Source organism: Zobellella aerophila (assembly GCF_039539325.1).
Lineage (GTDB): Bacteria > Pseudomonadota > Gammaproteobacteria > Enterobacterales > Aeromonadaceae > Oceanimonas > Oceanimonas aerophila.
On record NZ_BAABCX010000001.1, the window covers coordinates 432,708 to 449,841 of the forward strand.

The window sequence follows — 17,134 nt, forward strand, 5'->3', positions numbered from 1 at the left end:
GACGATTTTCTCGTTGAAGGCGCTTAAAAATCCACCTCTGCTGTGCTAGGCTTGCGCCATTGCGGAGGGTATTTGATGATGCTGTTGTTACTCTTTACTGCCCCTTTTTTCGGCTTGTGTTATTACGTCGCAGCGGTGCAAAGTGCGCTGCCGCCACGTCGCTGGGCGTTGCTGGGGTGTCTGTTCGGACCTGCGGTATTGCCGCTGTTTATGGCCAAACGGCGTTGGTCTCTGGTGTGTGCCCGGGGCATGAAATATTGCTTATGGCATGCCTGATTTGATCTCGCTCAAGCCGGTTGTACGGCTGAGCGGTTAAGCTATGCCTCATCAGGATCTGTTTGGAGATGTAAGATGAGTGCCCTGGAAAAGCTAATCTGGAATGTATTGGGTTACGCCGCCATGCCGGTCATCTTCTTGATTGGCTTTATCGGTGTCGCCGTGTTTACTTGCCTGGTACTGTTATGGCTGGATACCAGTAAACAGACATCAAGGTGGTTTGTTGACCCGGATCAAGCAGGCCGATGAGGGAAGTGATTAAGCTGGGTGTCGTTGGCGTCACGTTAACAGCCAGATAATCACCAAGCTGTTCTCGGATTCGGTTTCTGTTCACTCGTTAGTATGACATCTTTTGACTGGCCTCCTCGGCCAGTTTTTTTTCTGTTTTTTAAATAAAATGTCATAAATTCAGGGTAATCTTTGGCTGTAGCCGAGCCAGGGGTTGCTAGTTCCACCGTTTACCAGCCCGCTTCCCTGTCGCAGAAAAACAGGATTTCCTGTGAAGTTGCGATCTTTATGTTATAGCTAAAAGAAGACCTGGATTTGGCTCATTCGGCCTCTTAGTCAAAGGGTGAGCTGGATCCTTGAGCACAGGGAAGAGCAAAGGTATGATGCCCGCCGATGAGGGCGGAGTTCGCCTTAAAGTGAGGTGGAGATGAATATCTTTATCATGCGCCATGGCCAGTCGGCACCAGAAGCATCCAGTGATGCCTTACGGCCCTTGACTGAGCAAGGCAGGGACGAGACCTGTTTAATGACGCAGTGGTTGGTACCCCAGGTACCAGGATTTGATCGGGTATTGGTCAGCCCTTATTTACGTGCCAAACAAACCTGGCAGCAGATCGCCGACAAGATACCGGCGGCTCAGGTGGAATGGTGTGAAGAGTTAACGCCCAATGCGGATCCTGATATAGCAGCCAGCCTGCTGTTGGCATATGCTGAAATTAACGAAGCCGGTAACCTGCTGGTGGTCAGCCATATGCCTTTGGTCGGTTTTTTGGTTGAAAGCCTGTGTCCGCCACTGATGGCTCCCATCTTTGTGACCGCGGGTATCGCCAAGATTACCTTGAACGCGGGACAGGGTGCCGATTTTAACTGGTTGGAAGGACCGCATAATATCCGACCTCATTATGAACATTATTACCAGAAATGCAGGTCTTTAGGGTAGGGTAGAGCAAAAAATAGAATAAGCAGAGGTGAGTCATGCGTATTTTTAAACAGTATCAACCTTTGTTAATTGCCAAATACGTAAAAACCTTTTTCAGTGGTCGTTTATATATTCGTGGCCGGGGCGCGTTTTGGTATGCCAAAGGGATGTTGGTGATGCCTGCTCATGCAGATGAGCGCCATCGTACTACCGTGCAGGAAATCAATAGGTTGATAGGTCAGCTGCACATGCCTGCAGACGCGGCATCATAGATGGCCGTTCGCTAATCGGTGTTGCCGCGCTGGATGCGGCAATATCGTGCAAGCATGCCTTGGAGCTAGTCCGTAAGTTCATCGTTATCCGAATATTACCTTAAATCTGGATGAGCTCGAGCCTGCTAGCGTATCGCTTTACAGCTCGGTTTTTAACAACACCAGCAGGGCGGCATCTCCGCCCCATTCCCGCGTTGACTGATGGAAGGCCTGTACCTGAGGATGCTGTGCCAGCCACATGGGCAGGCGTTGCTTCAGAATGTGCTTGCCATGGCCATGCATGATGGACACGCAGCGCACATGCTGGCGCCGGGCCGCCAGTAACAGGGCCGACAACTCCTCCTTGGCCTGCTCCTGGGTCAGGCCATGCAAGTCCAGAAACAGATCCGGTACATAGTCGCCGCGTCGCAATTTTTTCAGTTCATAGGACGAGGTGTCGGCCTGACGATAGCGGGTGGGCCCTTCCTGCTCCAGGTAAGGCTCGTAGACATCGGAAAACGGATGCGCTTCGGCCTTGTCTTTCTTGCCTATCCACCGCTGAGCTTTCACCTTGACCGGCGTCCGGTGCGGACTTATGGTATCCTGCTTTATTCTACGGACACCCTGCACCGCCTCCTTAAAGAGCGTTTTATCGTCATCTTCGGGCGGGATGGATGCAGTCATAATTTGATGGGGTCCGTTTGCTTAAAACAGCCATTTTATCGAGGTGAAGGGGTTTTGGACACGGTTTTTCATGATGAGGCGCTCACCGAGCTACATACCATAGGCGACTGGCTGCGTTTTGCCACTAGTCGTTTTCAGCAGGCCGGCCTGTTTTACGGTCATGGTACAGATAATGCCTGGGATGATGCGGTGCAGCTGATCTTGCCTCTGCTACACCTGCCACTGGATTGTCCGCCCACCATACGGGACGCCCGGCTGTTACCGTCAGAGCGAAAGCAGTTGCTGGATGCCCTGCGACAAAGGGTAGAGCAGCGCCTTCCCACGCCTTATATCACCCATACCGCCTGGTTTGCCGGTTACGAGTTTTATGTTGATGAGCGGGTGTTGATCCCCCGTTCACCCATCGCCGAGCTTATCGACAGCCGCTTCGCGCCTTGGCTGACCATTGAGCCCACCCGTATCATGGACTTGTGTACCGGCTCGGGCTGCATTGCCATCGCCCTGGCCCACGCCTTCCCCGAGGCCGAAGTGGACGCCCTGGATATTTCCCGTGATGCGCTGGATGTGGCGGACATCAATATTCAAAACCATGGCCTGGAGCAGCAGGTGATCCCGATTGAGTCGGATTTGTTTTCGGCGCTCCCCGCTGGGGACAAATATGACCTGATTGTGACCAATCCACCCTATGTGGATGAAGAAGACATGGGGGATCTGCCCGAGGAATTCCGGCACGAGCCTGAGCTGGCACTGGCTTCGGGCTTCGACGGGCTGGATTTCACCCGCCGTTTGCTGGCCCAGGCCTGTGACTTCCTGAGTGACGAGGGACTGCTGGTGGTGGAAGTGGGTAACAGCCTGGTACATATGGAGTCCTGCTTTCCCGAGTTGCCGTTGACCTGGGTGGAGCTGGAAAAAGGCGGCCATGGGATCTTTGTTATCAACCGTAACGATCTTCTACCTTTTCGTGATCAGTTTTTAGTTTAATTAAAAGGAAACCACAATGGCAGGGAACAGTATTGGAACCCTTTTTCGTGTCTCCACCTTTGGCGAAAGCCATGGTTTGGCCTTGGGCGCCGTGGTGGATGGCGTGCCGCCGGGGGTTGAGCTGACAGAAGACGATCTGCAGCAGGACTTGGATCGGCGCAAACCCGGCACCTCCCGTTTCACCACCCAAAGGCGTGAAGCGGACCGGGTTAAAATTCTGAGCGGGGTATTCGAAGGCAAGACCACGGGTACCTCTATCGGCTTGTTGATTGAAAACACCGATCAGCGCTCCCAGGATTATTCCGCCATCAAGGACCTGTTCCGTCCGGGTCACGCGGATTACACCTATCACCAGAAATACGGTATCCGGGACTACCGGGGGGGCGGCCGCTCCTCCGCCCGGGAAACCGCCATGCGGGTCGCTGCCGGCGCTATCGCCAAGAAGGTGCTGGCCCAGTTTGGTGTGTCCATCTACGGTCACTTGACTCAGTTGGGCCCGATCAAGGCTGAGGCCTTCGAGCGGGACATTATCGAGACCAATCCTTTCTTTTTTGCCGACGCCGGTAAGCTGGATGCGCTTGATGAATATATGCGCGAGCTGAAAAAAGAGGGTAATTCGATTGGGGCCAAGATCCAGGTGGTAGCCAGCGGTGTGCCCGTGGGCCTGGGGGAGCCCGTATTCGACCGACTGGATGCGGACATCGCCCATGCGTTGATGAGCATCAATGCGGTCAAGGGGGTAGAGATCGGCGACGGCTTCGATGTGGTCGAGCAGAAAGGCTCGGAACACAGGGATGAAATGATGCCGGAAGGTTTCGCCAGCAATCATGCGGGCGGTATTTTAGGCGGTATTTCCAGCGGCCAGGACATAGTGGCCAGCATAGCCCTCAAGCCGACCTCCAGCATCATGGTGCCAGGCAAGACCATAGACGTAAAAGGGGACGCCACCGACATGGTGACCCGCGGCCGCCATGACCCTTGCGTCGGCATCCGTGCCGTGCCCATCGCCGAGGCCATGCTGGCGATCGTGTTGCTCGATCATTTAATGCGGCATCGGGCGCAAAATGCCGGAGTCAGCACCACCACACCGTTGCTGAGGTAAGCTCAGCAGGAAGGCCGGATGTCAGCTGGAAGTCGACTGCCTCCTTGTGGGTCAGAACTTGTTCTGACAATTGCGTAGGCCGGGCCTTGGCCCGACTAAAAAATCTTGGCCCGACGAGCTGACCCACAAAAGGCGGCATCCCCTACTTGTGGGCCCGGGCTTGTTAAGTAAAATAGCGGCTTCGCACAGAGAGCCGCTTTTATCATGTCATTTTGCTACCGGGATCTGATTTCCCTGTTTCACCAAACCTTCTTTGACACGTACAATACCCGTCTGGAATTAGGCGATGATGAGCCTATTTATCTGCCCGCCGATGAGCGGGGCGGCCATCACCGGGTAGTATTTGCGCACGGTTATTTTGCCAGCGCCCTGCATGAAATCGCCCATTGGCTGCTGGCGGGAGAAGCCCGGCGTACTCAGGTGGATTACGGCTACTGGTACCATCCCGACGGCCGGGATGCCCAGGCGCAGCAACAGTTTGAAGCGGTCGAGATCAAACCCCAGGCAATAGAATGGGCGCTGTCGTTGAGCTGTGGTTTTCCCTTCAACGTCAGCTGCGACAACCTGAACGGCACGGTCGAGCCGGACAGACTTGCCTTTCAGGCCAGGGTGCGGGAACAGGCCCTGGCCTATCTGGACCAGAGCTTTCCGCCACGGGCTGAAGCTTTTATGGCGGCACTCAGGCAACATTATGGTCGTCCCGTGCTGACCCCCGACAACTTTGACTATCAATAGGGTAGGGCATGTTTCGTATTGGACTGATTGTAAACCCGCTGGCTGGACTGGGTGGCAGTGTTGCCCTCAAGGGCAGCGACGGCATGGCGGCAGAGGCACTGGCGCGTGGCGCCGAGCCGCGGGCGTTGCAACGAACCCAGCTGGCTTTGACTGAGCTGGCGGCGCTTAAGGATCAATTCTTTATCTATACGGCTGCCGGTGATATGGGCGAAAGCGTCTGCCGGGCCCTGAACCTGCCCCATCAAACCCTTTATCAACCGGCCTGCCCCAGCACCGCGGCCGACACCCACCAGGCGGCACAGTTATTGGTGCGAGAGGGGGTCGATCTGTTGTTGTTCGCCGGAGGGGATGGCACCGCCCGGGATATCTGTGTCGAAGTTCCGGAAAGCCTGTGTGTGCTGGGTATTCCGGCCGGCGTGAAGATCCATTCCGGCGTCTATGGCGTGACTCCGGCCGGTACCGGCCGGTTGCTGGCCAGGTTGGTACGGGGTGAGCCGGTCAGCTTGGTCCAGGCCGATGTGATGGACATAGACGAAGCGGCTTTCCGGGAAGGCCGGGTGCGTGCCTGTCGCTACGGTGAAATGCGGGTGCCCGGCGAACTGGAATATATCCAGGCGGTCAAGGTCGCGGGCAAGGAGTCTGCCGAGCTGGTGCTGACCGACATCGCCGACGAGCTGATCGAGCGGATGGAGGATGACTGCTACTATATCATGGGCTCGGGAACCACGGTGGCGGCGGTGATGGAGCGTCTTGGCCTCGAGAACACCTTATTAGGCGTGGACCTGGTACACCAGGGCCGGCTTATTGCCTCAGATCTGGATGCCAGAGGCTTGTATGAGTATGTCAAGGATAAAAAATGCAAGCTGGTGATCACTTTGATCGGTGGCCAGGGCCATATTTTTGGTCGTGGCAATCAACAGCTGAGTCCCCAGGTCATCAGGGCCGTGGGGCCCGACAATATCTGGCTGCTGGCGACCAAATCCAAGCTGAATTCCTTGCATGGTCGTCCGCTGCGAGTTGACACCAATGATCCCGAACTGGATCGGCAGTTATGCGGTCTTATCCGGGTGATCACTGGCTATCGTGATGAAGTTCTGGTTCGGGTGGCAAACCCGGAATATGAGGCAGAATAAATGAATATTTTTGAATTTGAACGCCTGCTGCTGGCTGAAATCGACGGCAACGTCGCCCATTGTAGCGAAGATCAGCTGTTTGCCGGTGGTTATTTACGTGGCCATATCACGCTGGCGGTGGCTCAGAGCGAGATTGCCGGCCGCAACCATATCAAGGATGTAAAGGCCCGGGTTAAAACCAGCCTCAACCAGGCCATCCTCAGCGGTGAACTGAATGATAAGGATCAAAAACTGGTCCTCGGTTTCTGGCAGCAACTGGTGGATAAGGTAGACAAGCAGCTGACGGAACAGTAATTATTTCGGCAATCGGCGAAAATACCACTCGAAGAGTGGTATTTTTTTACCGCTACAATATAGTGAGACTCAGTATTGATGAACTGACAATTTGCAGGCATAAAAAAACCTGCTGTTAAGCAGGTCTTTTTATAATCTGGCGGTGAAGGAGGGATTCGAACCCTCGATACGTTGCCGTATACACACTTTCCAGGCGTGCTCCTTCAGCCACTCGGACACCTCACCAAATTTTTCGTGTTTTTTGATAACGGGTGTCACTGTCACCAGTTCGTTCGCACTCTCGCGGGAACGGGGCGTAATTTAGCGACTTGCCGTGCGGGAATCAAGGACTTTTATCCGCTTTGGGACTCAACTGCCTTAACTCCCGCCACTTTGGGTGCTTAGTGAACAGCGGAGCGGGGTTTTTGCTGTTCTTCCACCGCCAGTAACCCCAGCTCGGTAATCTCTTGTACCAGTTGCTGGGTTGCCATCATGGTCTGCTGCATAATCCACATGAACTGATGTTGTTCAATGCCGGCCTGGGTATGAATATATTCGGCCACGATCAGCCGGGGCAGGTTGTCGTCGATGATATCGACAAACACCTTCAAGCTGGGGTAGTTCATATTCAGCCTGCCCAGCTCGGCCATCAGCGGCAACAGGCCGGTGGGACGGATCTCCACCTCGGTGGTCATGATGGCGTTTTCATGCTCCACGAACAATCGGCTTTCCAATACCCCGTCCAGGCCCTGGATCTCGGATAAATGAATGCCGTGGCAATTTTCGCAGACATAATGGTTAATATGGCCGGCAACCAACCAACGCATGGCAACTTCAGCTGTTAACACGGGAAGTCCTGGAATGTAAAAAGAGGTCTAGTGTAAACCAAAGGCCTGCCCGAACAAAATAATAGCCAGGAGAGCCGGATAATCCCTGTAAAGAGAAGGCTTAATTTGCTTTTGTCGACAAAAGTGGGAATGCTTAGCAGAGCAGAGAGTTCAGGGTAATCTGCTCGTAATGGGTCCGTTTTGACTAAGGGGAAGGTTATGACTACTCTGCTCGCCGCCATCGACTTAGAGCCAGACTCAATGGTGGTTATCCGGCGGGCCAGCGAACTGGCTCGCGTGCTGGATGCCGACTTGCATTTGGTCCATGTGGTTGATGAGGCCTTCACCCTTTATGAGTCGCTGGTCGAGGCTCCTATGCGCCACCGCTTGGAGGAAGCGGGCAGACGGGCCCTGCAGGGTTTTGTTGATTCCTTACCTGAGAAGCTAACACAGCGCAGCCATTGCGATGTTATCTTGGGTAAACCGGCCAAGGCGATGATCACCAAGGCCAGAGACATTGCAGCCGATTTAATCATCGTTGGCAAGCATCATAAGGATCCGCTGCAGGACTTGTTTGCGGGTACGACAGCAGAGAAACTGCTGAGATATAGCCATATACCCTTATTGTTGGTAACGGGTGAGGTAACGGGGGCTTACCAGAGAGTAGTGGCGGCTACCGACTTTTCTCGTAGCTCCCACTATGCCCTCAAGTCTGCCTTATGGGTGGCACCACAAACACAAATACGATTGATACATGTGTTTGAGCCTCCTTTTATGGGACTCATTCATTACCGACAGCAAGATATGGAAGAGTTGGTGGCGCTGCAGAATACGCGTATCAAGCAGGAAATAGCCGAAGAAATGCTCCACTTCCTGGCCAGTGATGTTCAAAGCCGCATCAACACCCAGGTGTTGACCGGCGAAACCCAAGCCTGTATTGCCCATGCGGTGGACAAACATCGGTCACAACTGTTGGTGCTGGGTACCCATGGTCGGCAGGGGATAAACCGTTTGATGATGGGCAGCGTCGCCATGAATTTCTTAAGCGCGCCGCCCTGTGATGTGTTGGTGGCTAAATAGGCCGCCTGCTGTTGCATATAGTATTTTTGTCGGGCCAAGGCCCGACAATGGGGTTCAGGCAAACAGTTTGGGCCAGTCCAGCTCGTTTTTACCCAGCACCAGGAAGAAGGGATTCAGCACCTGCCGGGTATCGGCATAGCTGAGGGGCTGGCCATCGAGTTGCACCACGGCGCCGCCGGCCTGTGCTACTACACAATGGGCGGCGGCGGTGTCCCATAATGAGGTGGGCCCGAGACGGGGATAGGCATCGGCCGCGCCTTCCGCCACCAGGCACAGTTTAAGCGAGCTGCCCATGGCCACCAGCTCATGGGGCCCCAGTTTATCCAGCAATTGCTGCAATGAATCGCCCGCATGGGAGCGGCTGCCGACGATGCGCCAGACGGTACCCTGCGCATGCTCGGCCACCCGAATTGCCTGGCGTTGGCCCTCGCTGTCTATCTTAAAGGCACCAAGCCCGCTGGCGGCCACATAAGCCACGTCCAGCGCCGGGGCATAGACCACGCCCAGTACCGGCTTGCCTTGCTCGATCAGCGCGATGTTGACGGTGAATTCGCCGTTGCGCTTGATAAACTCCTTGGTGCCGTCGAGGGGGTCAACCAGCCAGTAGCGGCCCTCGTCATCGGCGCCGGAAAAGTTCCGGGTGTCTTCTTCCGACAACAGGGGCAGCTGTAAGGGCAGGGTAGACAGGCGTTCTGCAATCAGGTTGTGGGCGGCGGCATCGGCCTCGGTCAGCGGGGAGTTATCGGCTTTTTCTGCTATTGAGAATTCACGGCCATAAATGGCCATGATGGCGGCACCCGCTTCCCGGGCGGTGGCCTCGATACGGTCCAGCAGATCATGGGTCAGGTAAGTCATGGTTCATTCCAGAATGAGGTAAAAGGGGAGCGGTGACCTCGCCGCGATGATATCTGGCGAGATGCCGGTTTTATCGGCCCAGGCCCAAAAATCAGCTTGAAGCTATCAGTTGTAATCTGGAAGCAGAGCCCCTGTCAGGTTTAGCTTGGCAGGGGCTCTAAATGGTGATTTACAAGCTTCTAGCTTCTATAGGTTTCAATCCGCCAGCAGGATTCCCTGACGCTTGAGGGCTTCGATTACCTCATCGGCGGCGGCCTCGATGCTCAGGCCTGTGGTGTCCAGGCGAATTTCCGGATTTTCCGGCTGCTCATAGGCCGAATCGATACCGGTGAAGTTTTTCAGCTCACCGCGACGGGCTTTCTTGTACAGGCCCTTGGGATCCCGTTCTTCCGCGACGCTCAGCGGGGTATCGACGAACACTTCGATAAACTCGCCGTCTTCCATCAGCTCCCGGGCCATGCGGCGTTCGGAGCGGAACGGTGAGATAAAGGCGGTCAGCACGATCAGTCCGGCGTCGACCATCAGTTTCGATACTTCCGCAATCCGGCGGATGTTCTCGACCCGGTCGGTATCGGTGAAGCCCAGATCCTTGTTCAGGCCGTGGCGCACATTGTCACCATCCAGCAGATAGGTGTGGCGACCCTGGGCGTGCAGCTTTTTCTCCACCAGGTTGGCGATGGTGGATTTGCCGGCTCCGGACAGACCGGTAAACCACAGCACGCAGGGCTTTTGGCCCTTGGTCACGGCACGGGCGGATTTGTCCACATCCACATGCTGCATGTGGATGTTCTGGCTGCGGCGCAGGGCAAAATGCAGCAGGCCGGCACCGACCGTATTGTTGCTCATCCGGTCGATAATGATAAAGCCGCCGGTGTCCTTGTTGTGCTGATAGGCGTCGAAGGCGATGGCGCGGTCAAGGCTGATATTACATACGCCGATGGCGTTCAGTTCCAGTTTCTTGGCGGCGGTGTGCTCCAGGGTGTTGACGTTCACCTGATACTTGATATCGGTAATGGTGGCGGTCACCGTCTTGGTGCCTACTTTCAGCAGGTAAGAGCGACCGGGCAGCAGCGGTTCATCGTGCATCCACACCAGGGTGGTTTCGAACTGATCGGCGATTTCCGCCGGGGCCTCGACGGTGGAAATCACATCGCCGCGGGAAATATCGATTTCATCGGTCAGGGTCAGGGTCACCGACTGGCCGGCCACCGCCTGGGGCAGATCACCGCCGTGTACCACGATGCGATCCACATGGCTTTCCTTGCCGGAAGGCTGTACCCGGATACGATCACCGGGCTTGATCACGCCGCTGGCGATGGCGCCGGAAAAGCCGCGGAAGTCCAGGTTGGGGCGGTTTACCCACTGAACCGGCATGCGGAACGGGTTCCGTTGCAGGCGGGTGTCGTCCACTTCCACCGTTTCCAGGTAGCCCATCAGGGTGGTGCCGTGGTACCAGGGCATTTTGTCGCTCAGGGTGATGATGTTGTCGCCCTTGAACGCCGACATGGGGATAAAGGTGACCTTGGTCAGGCCAATCTGGTTGGCGAATTCGCTGTATTCTTCCACTATGGTACGGAAGGTTTTTTCCGAATAGCCCACCAGGTCCATCTTGTTGATGGCTACCACGATATGGCGGATCCCCAGCAGCGACATCAGGTAGCTGTGGCGGCGGGTCTGGGTCAGTATGCCTTTGCGGGCATCGACCATCAGGATGGCGGCGTCGGCGGTGGAGGCACCGGTGACCATGTTGCGGGTGTACTGTTCATGACCCGGGGTATCGGCGACGATAAACTTGCGTCGGTCGGTAGAGAAGAAGCGATAGGCCACATCAATGGTGATGCCCTGCTCGCGCTCCGCGGCCAGACCGTCGACCAGCAGGGCGAAGTCGATCTCATCGCCCTGGGTGCCCCATTTCTTGGAGTCGGCCTCGATGGCGGTCAGCTGATCTTCAAACAGCATCTTGGATTCATACAGCAGGCGGCCGATCAGGGTGCTCTTGCCGTCGTCCACGCTGCCGCAGGTGATAAAGCGCAGCAGACTCTTCTGCTCGTGGGCCTTGAGGTATTGCTCGATATCGGTGGCAATCAAATCGGATACGTGCGCCATTAGAAGTAACCCTCTTGTTTTTTCTTTTCCATGGATGCGGCGGAGTCGTGGTCGATAACCCGTCCCTGGCGTTCGGAAGTCTTGGTCAACAGCATTTCCTGGATGATGGCCGGCAGGGTGTCGGCATCCGACTCCACGGCACCGGTCAGCGGGTAGCAGCCGAGGGTACGGAAACGCACCTTCTTCATCGTCGGTACTTCGCCCTCTTTCAGCGGCATCCGCTCGTCGTCGACCATGATCAGGGCACCGTCGCGCTCAACCACCGGGCGCTCGGCGGCGTAATACAGGGGCACGATGGGAATATTTTCCAGGTGGATATATTGCCAGATATCCAGCTCGGTCCAGTTGGACAGCGGGAACACCCGGATCGACTCGCCCTTGTGCTTGCGGGCGTTGTACAGCTTCCACAGCTCGGGGCGTTGATTCTTGGGATCCCAGCGGTGCTGGGCGGTGCGGAAGGAGAAGATACGTTCCTTGGCGCGGGACTTCTCTTCGTCCCGGCGGGCACCGCCAAAGGCGGCATCGAAGCCGTACTTGTCCAGGGCCTGTTTCAGGCCCTCGGTTTTCATCACGTCGGTATGGATGGCCGAGCCGTGGGTGAAGGGATTGATGTTCTTTTCGATGCCTTCCGGGTTGACGTGCACCAGCAGGTCCATGCCCAGCTTTTCGGCCATCTGGTCCCGGAAGCTGTACATTTCGCGGAACTTCCAGCGGGTATCCACATGCAGCAGCGGGAACGGCGGCACCGACGGATAAAATGCCTTCATCGCCAGGTGCAGCATCACGGCGCTGTCCTTGCCGACGGAGTAGAGCATGACCGGGTTATCGGCTTCCGCCACTACTTCACGCATGATATGGATACTTTCGGCTTCCAGCCGTTGCAGGTGCGTAAGTGTCATGGTGTCTGTTCTCATCAATGGATTATACTAATAGCTAAATGTTATATTAAATCTATATATCCAGTTTATTTGATATATGATTACAATGATAGCCCTGCTTAAAGAGCGAGTGGTTATATATGTCAGCGTATTGGGTATTAGCATCAATCGGGGCCCTGTTGGGCCTGTTGATCCAGGGACGATTCTCGCCGGCCGTGCTGTTCAGCTGCTGGGCTGCTGGCTACCTGATGCTTGGCATAGTGGATGAACAAGTCCTGCTTGCTAGCTATTCTAACCCGGCCCTGGCGACCCTGATAGTGCTGATGCTGGTGTCGCTGGCGCTGGAGCGCTCGCCATTGCTCGATCGTTTTTCCGATATGCTGCTCAAGGGCAGGGAGTCTTTCGCTACCTTGCGCTTGATGGGGGTGACCGCGCTTTTCTCCGCCTTTTTGAACAACACCGCGGTGGTGGGTTCACTGCTGGGGGTGATTTCCCGCCAGCGTTACCTGCCGGCTTCGCGGCTGCTTATCCCCTTGTCGTTCGCCTCCATCCTGGGCGGTATCACTACCCTGATTGGCACCTCGACCAACCTGGTGGTCAATTCCTTTGTGGTCAATGCGGGCCTGCCCGCCCTGGGCATGTTCCAGTTTGCGCTGGTGGGCATACCGGTGGCCCTCTTGTGTCTGGCGGGCCTGCTGCTCAGTGCTAGGTTGCTGCCCAGCAACAATGCCCAGGATAAGGAAGCCAATCAGGCTTATTTTCTCGAGGCGGAAGTGATGGAGGGTTCTCCGCTGATTGGCAACAGCATAGAAGGCAACCAGTTGCGCAGCCTGGATGGCTTGTTTTTGCTGGAAATCGAGCGGCATGGCCGGCTGATATCTCCGGTATCGCCCGATGAAGTTTTGCATCAAGGTGATGTCTTGGTATTTACCGGAGAAACCCACAAGGTACAGGCATTGCAACGCTTTCAGGGCTTGGATGTATTCGGTTCCCGGGCCGATGCGCTGCTGGCCTCCAACCTGGTGGAAGTGGTTATCTCCAACGAGTCGGAACTGGCCAAGCGTACCCTGCAGGAAGTGGATTTCAGGACCATGTTTAATGCCGGGGTGGTGGGGATACGGCGGGGCGAACGGCGGCTGACCGGTCAATTGGGCCGGGTGCCGCTGCGGGTAGGAGACAGCCTGTTACTGGCGGTGGGATCGGATTTTACCCAGCACAAAAACCTGGATCGCAATTTTCATGTGTTGAACGGCACCCTGCTCAGACCCAAGCTGAGCGCCCGGCAAAGCACCCTGGCGTTTAGCGGTTTTGGCGGGGTGATTGCCCTGGCTGCCTTGGGGATCTGGCCCCTGTTCAATGGTTTGATAATGCTGCTGGCGGCGTTGCTGGTGACCCGGGTGTTGACGGTCAGCGAGTTGCGTCGACGCTTTCCGTTTGAATTGATGCTGATCATCGGCTCGGCACTGACGGTCGCCAAGGCGCTGGAAAGCTCGGGGGCGGCGGCGCTGGTGGCGGACTTTATGCGCCTGGTATTTGATGGCTATGGGGTATTGGGGGCCTTTATCGGCGTGTATCTGATCACCCTGGTGCTGACCGAGACGGTGACCAATAACGCGGCGGCGGCCCTGGCTTTTCCCATCGGCCTGTCTACCGCCCAGGCATTTGGTGCCGATCCACTGCCCTTTATCATGGCGGTGGCCTACGGTGCCAGCGCCTGTTTTATCGTGCCCTTTGGCTACCAGACCCACCTGATGGTCTATTCACCCGGCCGTTATCGCATGCTGGACTATATGAAGACCGGCCTGCCGGTGAGCCTGCTTTATTCTGCCGGGGTGATAGTGCTGGTGCCGCTGGTGTTCCCGTTTTAAGCCGAAAGTTTAAAGCTGGAAGCTTACTTGATGGTCTGCTTATGCAGGCCTTTTTGCAGCACCAGGTCGACGATTGGCTGTTCACGCTTGTTGGCGCGCCGGCAGTGATCCTGCTGGAACCGGTCGGTCAGCCAGACAACCAGGCGGGCCCAGCGCTTGTGGTCCCGTGCACGCCAGGCATGGGACGAAACCGACTCCCAGGCATAGCCGTTGAACACGGCGGCATTGACAAAATGATCCAGGGCGCGCACCCCGGCGCGAGCGCGTTCAACCCGGCCGAGGAAGCCCACATAACAAAGGATCACATAGCCCAAAATGGCCATGGGCACTACTACACACATCAGCAGAAAACCCGCTATACGTTCCCTCATATTACTCCCTGCGACTCAAGACCAATTTCATGCCATTGGCAGAACGGATGGTCAGCCGTCCCACGGGTTCGGGCACGAAGTCCTCAACCAGGGTAAAGCGGTAGTCCTGCAATAGGGTGGCCAGGATCAGGCTTGCCTCCTGCTGGGCAAAGGCCGCACCGATGCACACCCGGGGGCCCGCGCCGAAGGGCAGGTAAGACTTGTGCAGCGGAGTCTTGAACTGGCCCCGGGTAAAGCGGTAGGGATCGAAGCCATGGGGGTTGTCCCAGAAATCCTGGTGGCGGTGAATTAGCCAGGGAGAAACCACCACGGAGGCGCCCCTGGGCATTTTCTTGTCACGCATCTCGGTGGCAGAGGCGCACTGGCGGACCAAGAAGCCCACCGGAGGGTAGAGGCGCAAGGCCTCGCGGAACACATCCCGTACCAGCACCATCTTTTTCAAGGCTTCCACGCTTAAGGGCTGCTCCGCCAGCACTCGCTTGACCTCATCGTGGGCATCCTGCTGGATCTCCGGATACAGCGCCAGCAGATACAGCGACCAGCTGAGCGCACTGGCCGAGGTTTCGTGCCCGGCGAGGAACAGCATGGAAATCTGATCCACTATCTCATCAAAGCTAAACGGCTCACCCGAGCTGGCATCCTCCGCCAGCAGCAGGGAAGAAAGGATATCCTGCCGGCCCTCCAGCGCAGCCCTGGACTGCGGACAGCCGGCCCGGGCCGCTGCCGCCTCGCCGTAGCGGGGCCGGAGTATGTCCTCAATGGTGGTACGGATCACCCTGGCCGCCTGCAACTGCTTGCGCCCACTCAGGCTGCGTTGCAGCCAGTTCGGCATACGGAACATCCTGAGCAGGGCCAGCTTGGGTGACTCGGCCTGAAAATGTACAAAGGCGGCCAGGATACGACTGGCCTGCTTCGGCTCCAGTTTCGCCGACATGATGGTACGGAAGATGATGTCGGCGGTGACATAGGTTATTTCCGGATCCATATCCACCATGGGAGCCTGATCCAGCTGTTTCAGCCGGGCTGACATAGCGGTTGTCGCATCCAGCATCAGGCCAAACACTTGTTGCACGCGGGCATGTTTGAACGCCGGATCCAGCATATCCCGCTGAGCTTGCCACCGGCTGCCATTGGTGGTGAAGATGCTTTCTCCAAGCAGGGGGGTGAGGATGTCCTCCAGCATCTTGTGCTTGGGGAACTGCTCCACTTCCTGCACCATCACCCGGCGCACCAGCTCGGGTTGGTTGATCATGTAGAGCCTGAGGCCGGGCAGGTTGAACTGGCCCATTTTCATGCCATAGCTGCGTTCATACAGGGCATCCAGCCAGGAGTGGTGTTTGGTAAGGAACACCTTCCACAGCGAGGCCTTGGTTTTGGCCGGCTTCGGGAATACGGGACAGGTCATCGTTGTTGCTCCAGGCGCGCCGCAACCCGCTCGGGACCGGCGGTAAAGGCGAAAAAATCGTAGGGGCCGGCCTTGTCGGTGGCCATCAGATACAAGAAGTGCATGGTGTACCAGGCTCGTCTGAGCCTTTTATAGTGATCTGCATGATAGAGGGTGAAAAAGCGTGGCGACAATATCCTGGGGCCGGCTTCCCGGGCGCGTATCAGCCCACAGGAGGTGACGGGATCCAACAGCGGAAAACAGGCGCCATCGGTGGGGGCGCTGTAATCCAGCCACAGCAGCCGCGCATCTTGCCCCAACCGTTGCAGGGCCTGGCGAAACGGCTTGGCGCTGGGCTGAAAACTGAGCAACGGAATACAGTGCCCCAGGGTGATCAGCACCACCCGGCGGTGGGCAAACGGCTGCCTATCCTGAATATGGGCCAGTACCCGGGCCATCACGAGGACCACCAGCATGGTGCCGACGCTGTGGGCGATGATCACCACTTCTTCGTTATCGGTATCTTCGATCGCCCGGCTGATCTCATCGGCAAATACCGAGATACGCTGATCCAGCCCGGGGATATCGCCCCTGGCCCATTTGGCGGAAAAGGCATAGATGCGCAACAGCCAGAACACCGCCAGCCTGTTGCCCAGGCCCATAAAGCCGGATATAGCCAGGCAGCATACAAGGGCGGCGAGCAGGCTCCTCAGTATGCTATCGAGGCCGCCGGGCAGGGCGGGAAAGGGCGGCAGGGTCGATGCCAGGTAGCCCAGATAGCCGCTTGCCGTCAGGGCAAGTAGCACGAAGAGGACAGGATAAAGGCCGGCCAGCATTTGTTTGCGCGAGGCGCGGGCAAACGCCAAGATGCGACCGGTAGCGATATAGACCCACAGGCAATAACAGAGGTCGGTAAAAATAGCAGGCCAGCCCCGCGTCCAGTTGGCGCGGATAATATCGTCCCAGCTTAAAAAATTGTACCGGCTCCGGGTATGCCGGGTGTCCAGCTGCCACTGGTGCAGGTGGGCCGACAGCCGTCGCCGGCGGGAGACCTCGATCGCCAGCCCGTGGCCTTCGGCCTGCTTCGCGGCCTGGGACCGGTATAAAGCATGATAATGGGCGGCGCCACGAGGATCGAAGCCGGAAATATAAAACACCTGGCGTTGTTTAACCGTCAAAAGCC

The 17,134-nt window shown here is 56.7% G+C and carries 19 protein-coding genes and 1 tRNA gene; 11 read left to right on the top strand and 9 right to left on the bottom strand.

Going from position 1 to position 17,134, the window contains the following annotated elements; translation table 11 throughout:
* Positions 1-75 precede the first annotated feature (75 nt).
* The 4 genes from ABD806_RS02050 to ABD806_RS02065 all read left to right on the top strand — a co-directional run bounded on the left by ABD806_RS02050 (position 76) and on the right by ABD806_RS02065 (position 1,695).
* Complete coding sequence (locus ABD806_RS02050) at positions 76-276, top strand: hypothetical protein (RefSeq protein WP_344954207.1); 201 nt, start codon at positions 76-78, stop codon at positions 274-276.
* 75 nt (positions 277-351) lie between these two features.
* Positions 352-525, top strand: coding sequence for a TIGR02808 family protein (locus ABD806_RS02055; RefSeq protein ID WP_344954209.1), 174 nt, complete (start codon positions 352-354; stop codon positions 523-525).
* Positions 526-931: 406 nt separating this feature from the next.
* A complete protein-coding gene (gene sixA, locus ABD806_RS02060) occupies positions 932-1,444 on the top strand; it encodes a phosphohistidine phosphatase SixA (protein WP_344954211.1) in 513 nt (170 codons plus the stop codon).
* Between the two features lie 35 nt (positions 1,445-1,479).
* A complete protein-coding gene (locus tag ABD806_RS02065; RefSeq protein ID WP_344954213.1) occupies positions 1,480-1,695 on the top strand; it encodes a DUF1107 domain-containing protein in 216 nt (71 codons plus the stop codon).
* 138 nt (positions 1,696-1,833) lie between these two features.
* Here the strand turns inward: ABD806_RS02065 and smrB are convergent, their stop codons facing one another.
* The gene (smrB, locus tag ABD806_RS02070) at positions 1,834-2,358 is read right to left on the bottom strand and encodes an endonuclease SmrB (protein ID WP_344954215.1); all 525 of its coding nucleotides are present in this window, start codon (positions 2,356-2,358) and stop codon (positions 1,834-1,836) included.
* Positions 2,359-2,412: 54 nt separating this feature from the next.
* Between smrB and prmB the strand changes: the two genes are divergently transcribed.
* The 5 genes from prmB to ABD806_RS02095 all read left to right on the top strand — a co-directional run bounded on the left by prmB (position 2,413) and on the right by ABD806_RS02095 (position 6,603).
* Positions 2,413-3,339, top strand: coding sequence for a 50S ribosomal protein L3 N(5)-glutamine methyltransferase (gene prmB, locus ABD806_RS02075; RefSeq protein WP_344954217.1), 927 nt, complete (start codon positions 2,413-2,415; stop codon positions 3,337-3,339).
* Positions 3,340-3,355: 16 nt separating this feature from the next.
* Positions 3,356-4,441 (top strand): chorismate synthase, encoded by a 1,086-nt coding sequence (gene aroC, locus ABD806_RS02080; RefSeq protein ID WP_344954219.1) that lies wholly within the window; start codon positions 3,356-3,358, stop codon positions 4,439-4,441.
* A 204-nt stretch (positions 4,442-4,645) separates the two neighbouring features.
* Positions 4,646-5,176 carry an elongation factor P hydroxylase gene (locus ABD806_RS02085; RefSeq protein WP_344954221.1) on the top strand — a complete coding sequence of 177 codons (531 nt, stop codon included), beginning with the start codon at positions 4,646-4,648 and terminating at the stop codon, positions 5,174-5,176.
* Positions 5,177-5,184: 8 nt separating this feature from the next.
* On the top strand, positions 5,185-6,309 hold the full coding sequence (locus ABD806_RS02090; RefSeq protein WP_344954223.1) for an ATP-NAD kinase family protein: 1,125 nt from the start codon (positions 5,185-5,187) through the stop codon (positions 6,307-6,309).
* Positions 6,310-6,603, top strand: a complete 294-nt coding sequence (locus ABD806_RS02095) for a YfcL family protein (RefSeq protein WP_344954225.1) — start codon at positions 6,310-6,312, stop codon at positions 6,601-6,603.
* A 137-nt stretch (positions 6,604-6,740) separates the two neighbouring features.
* Here the strand turns inward: ABD806_RS02095 and ABD806_RS02100 are convergent.
* Positions 6,741-6,828 (bottom strand) — tRNA-Ser (locus tag ABD806_RS02100).
* A 155-nt stretch (positions 6,829-6,983) separates the two neighbouring features.
* A complete protein-coding gene (locus ABD806_RS02105) occupies positions 6,984-7,409 on the bottom strand; it encodes a YbjN domain-containing protein (RefSeq protein WP_425583082.1) in 426 nt (141 codons plus the stop codon).
* A gap of 219 nt (positions 7,410-7,628) precedes the next feature.
* On the opposite strand from ABD806_RS02105, the gene ABD806_RS02110 reads away from it, so the two are divergent.
* A complete protein-coding gene (locus tag ABD806_RS02110; RefSeq protein ID WP_344954229.1) occupies positions 7,629-8,489 on the top strand; it encodes a universal stress protein in 861 nt (286 codons plus the stop codon).
* A gap of 54 nt (positions 8,490-8,543) precedes the next feature.
* Here ABD806_RS02110 and cysQ read toward each other — a convergent pair whose 3' ends face one another.
* From cysQ to cysD, 3 genes are all read right to left on the bottom strand, one after another.
* The gene (gene cysQ, locus ABD806_RS02115) at positions 8,544-9,344 is read right to left on the bottom strand and encodes a 3'(2'),5'-bisphosphate nucleotidase CysQ (protein WP_344954231.1); all 801 of its coding nucleotides are present in this window, start codon (positions 9,342-9,344) and stop codon (positions 8,544-8,546) included.
* A 195-nt stretch (positions 9,345-9,539) separates the two neighbouring features.
* Positions 9,540-11,450, bottom strand: a complete 1,911-nt coding sequence (cysN, locus tag ABD806_RS02120; protein ID WP_344954234.1) for a sulfate adenylyltransferase subunit CysN — start codon at positions 11,448-11,450, stop codon at positions 9,540-9,542.
* Positions 11,450-12,349 carry a sulfate adenylyltransferase subunit CysD gene (cysD, locus tag ABD806_RS02125; RefSeq protein ID WP_344954236.1) on the bottom strand — a complete coding sequence of 300 codons (900 nt, stop codon included), beginning with the start codon at positions 12,347-12,349 and terminating at the stop codon, positions 11,450-11,452. The genes cysN and cysD overlap by 1 nt, the downstream gene beginning before the upstream one ends.
* 119 nt (positions 12,350-12,468) lie before the next feature.
* Here cysD and ABD806_RS02130 point away from each other — a divergent pair, with 119 nt between their 5' ends.
* The gene (locus ABD806_RS02130) at positions 12,469-14,196 is read left to right on the top strand and encodes an SLC13 family permease (protein ID WP_344954238.1); all 1,728 of its coding nucleotides are present in this window, start codon (positions 12,469-12,471) and stop codon (positions 14,194-14,196) included.
* A 23-nt stretch (positions 14,197-14,219) separates the two neighbouring features.
* Here the strand turns inward: ABD806_RS02130 and ABD806_RS02135 are convergent, their stop codons facing one another.
* From ABD806_RS02135 to ABD806_RS02145, 3 genes are read right to left on the bottom strand one after another with little or no spacing between them, the layout of a single operon-like run.
* On the bottom strand, positions 14,220-14,567 hold the full coding sequence (locus tag ABD806_RS02135; protein WP_344954240.1) for a hypothetical protein: 348 nt from the start codon (positions 14,565-14,567) through the stop codon (positions 14,220-14,222).
* A 1-nt stretch (position 14,568) separates the two neighbouring features.
* Positions 14,569-15,972, bottom strand: coding sequence for a cytochrome P450 (locus ABD806_RS02140; RefSeq protein WP_344954242.1), 1,404 nt, complete (start codon positions 15,970-15,972; stop codon positions 14,569-14,571).
* Positions 15,969-17,129 (bottom strand): hypothetical protein, encoded by a 1,161-nt coding sequence (locus ABD806_RS02145; RefSeq protein WP_344954244.1) that lies wholly within the window; start codon positions 17,127-17,129, stop codon positions 15,969-15,971. Before ABD806_RS02145 ends, ABD806_RS02140 begins: the two co-directional genes overlap by 4 nt.
* Positions 17,130-17,134: the final 5 nt, after the last annotated feature.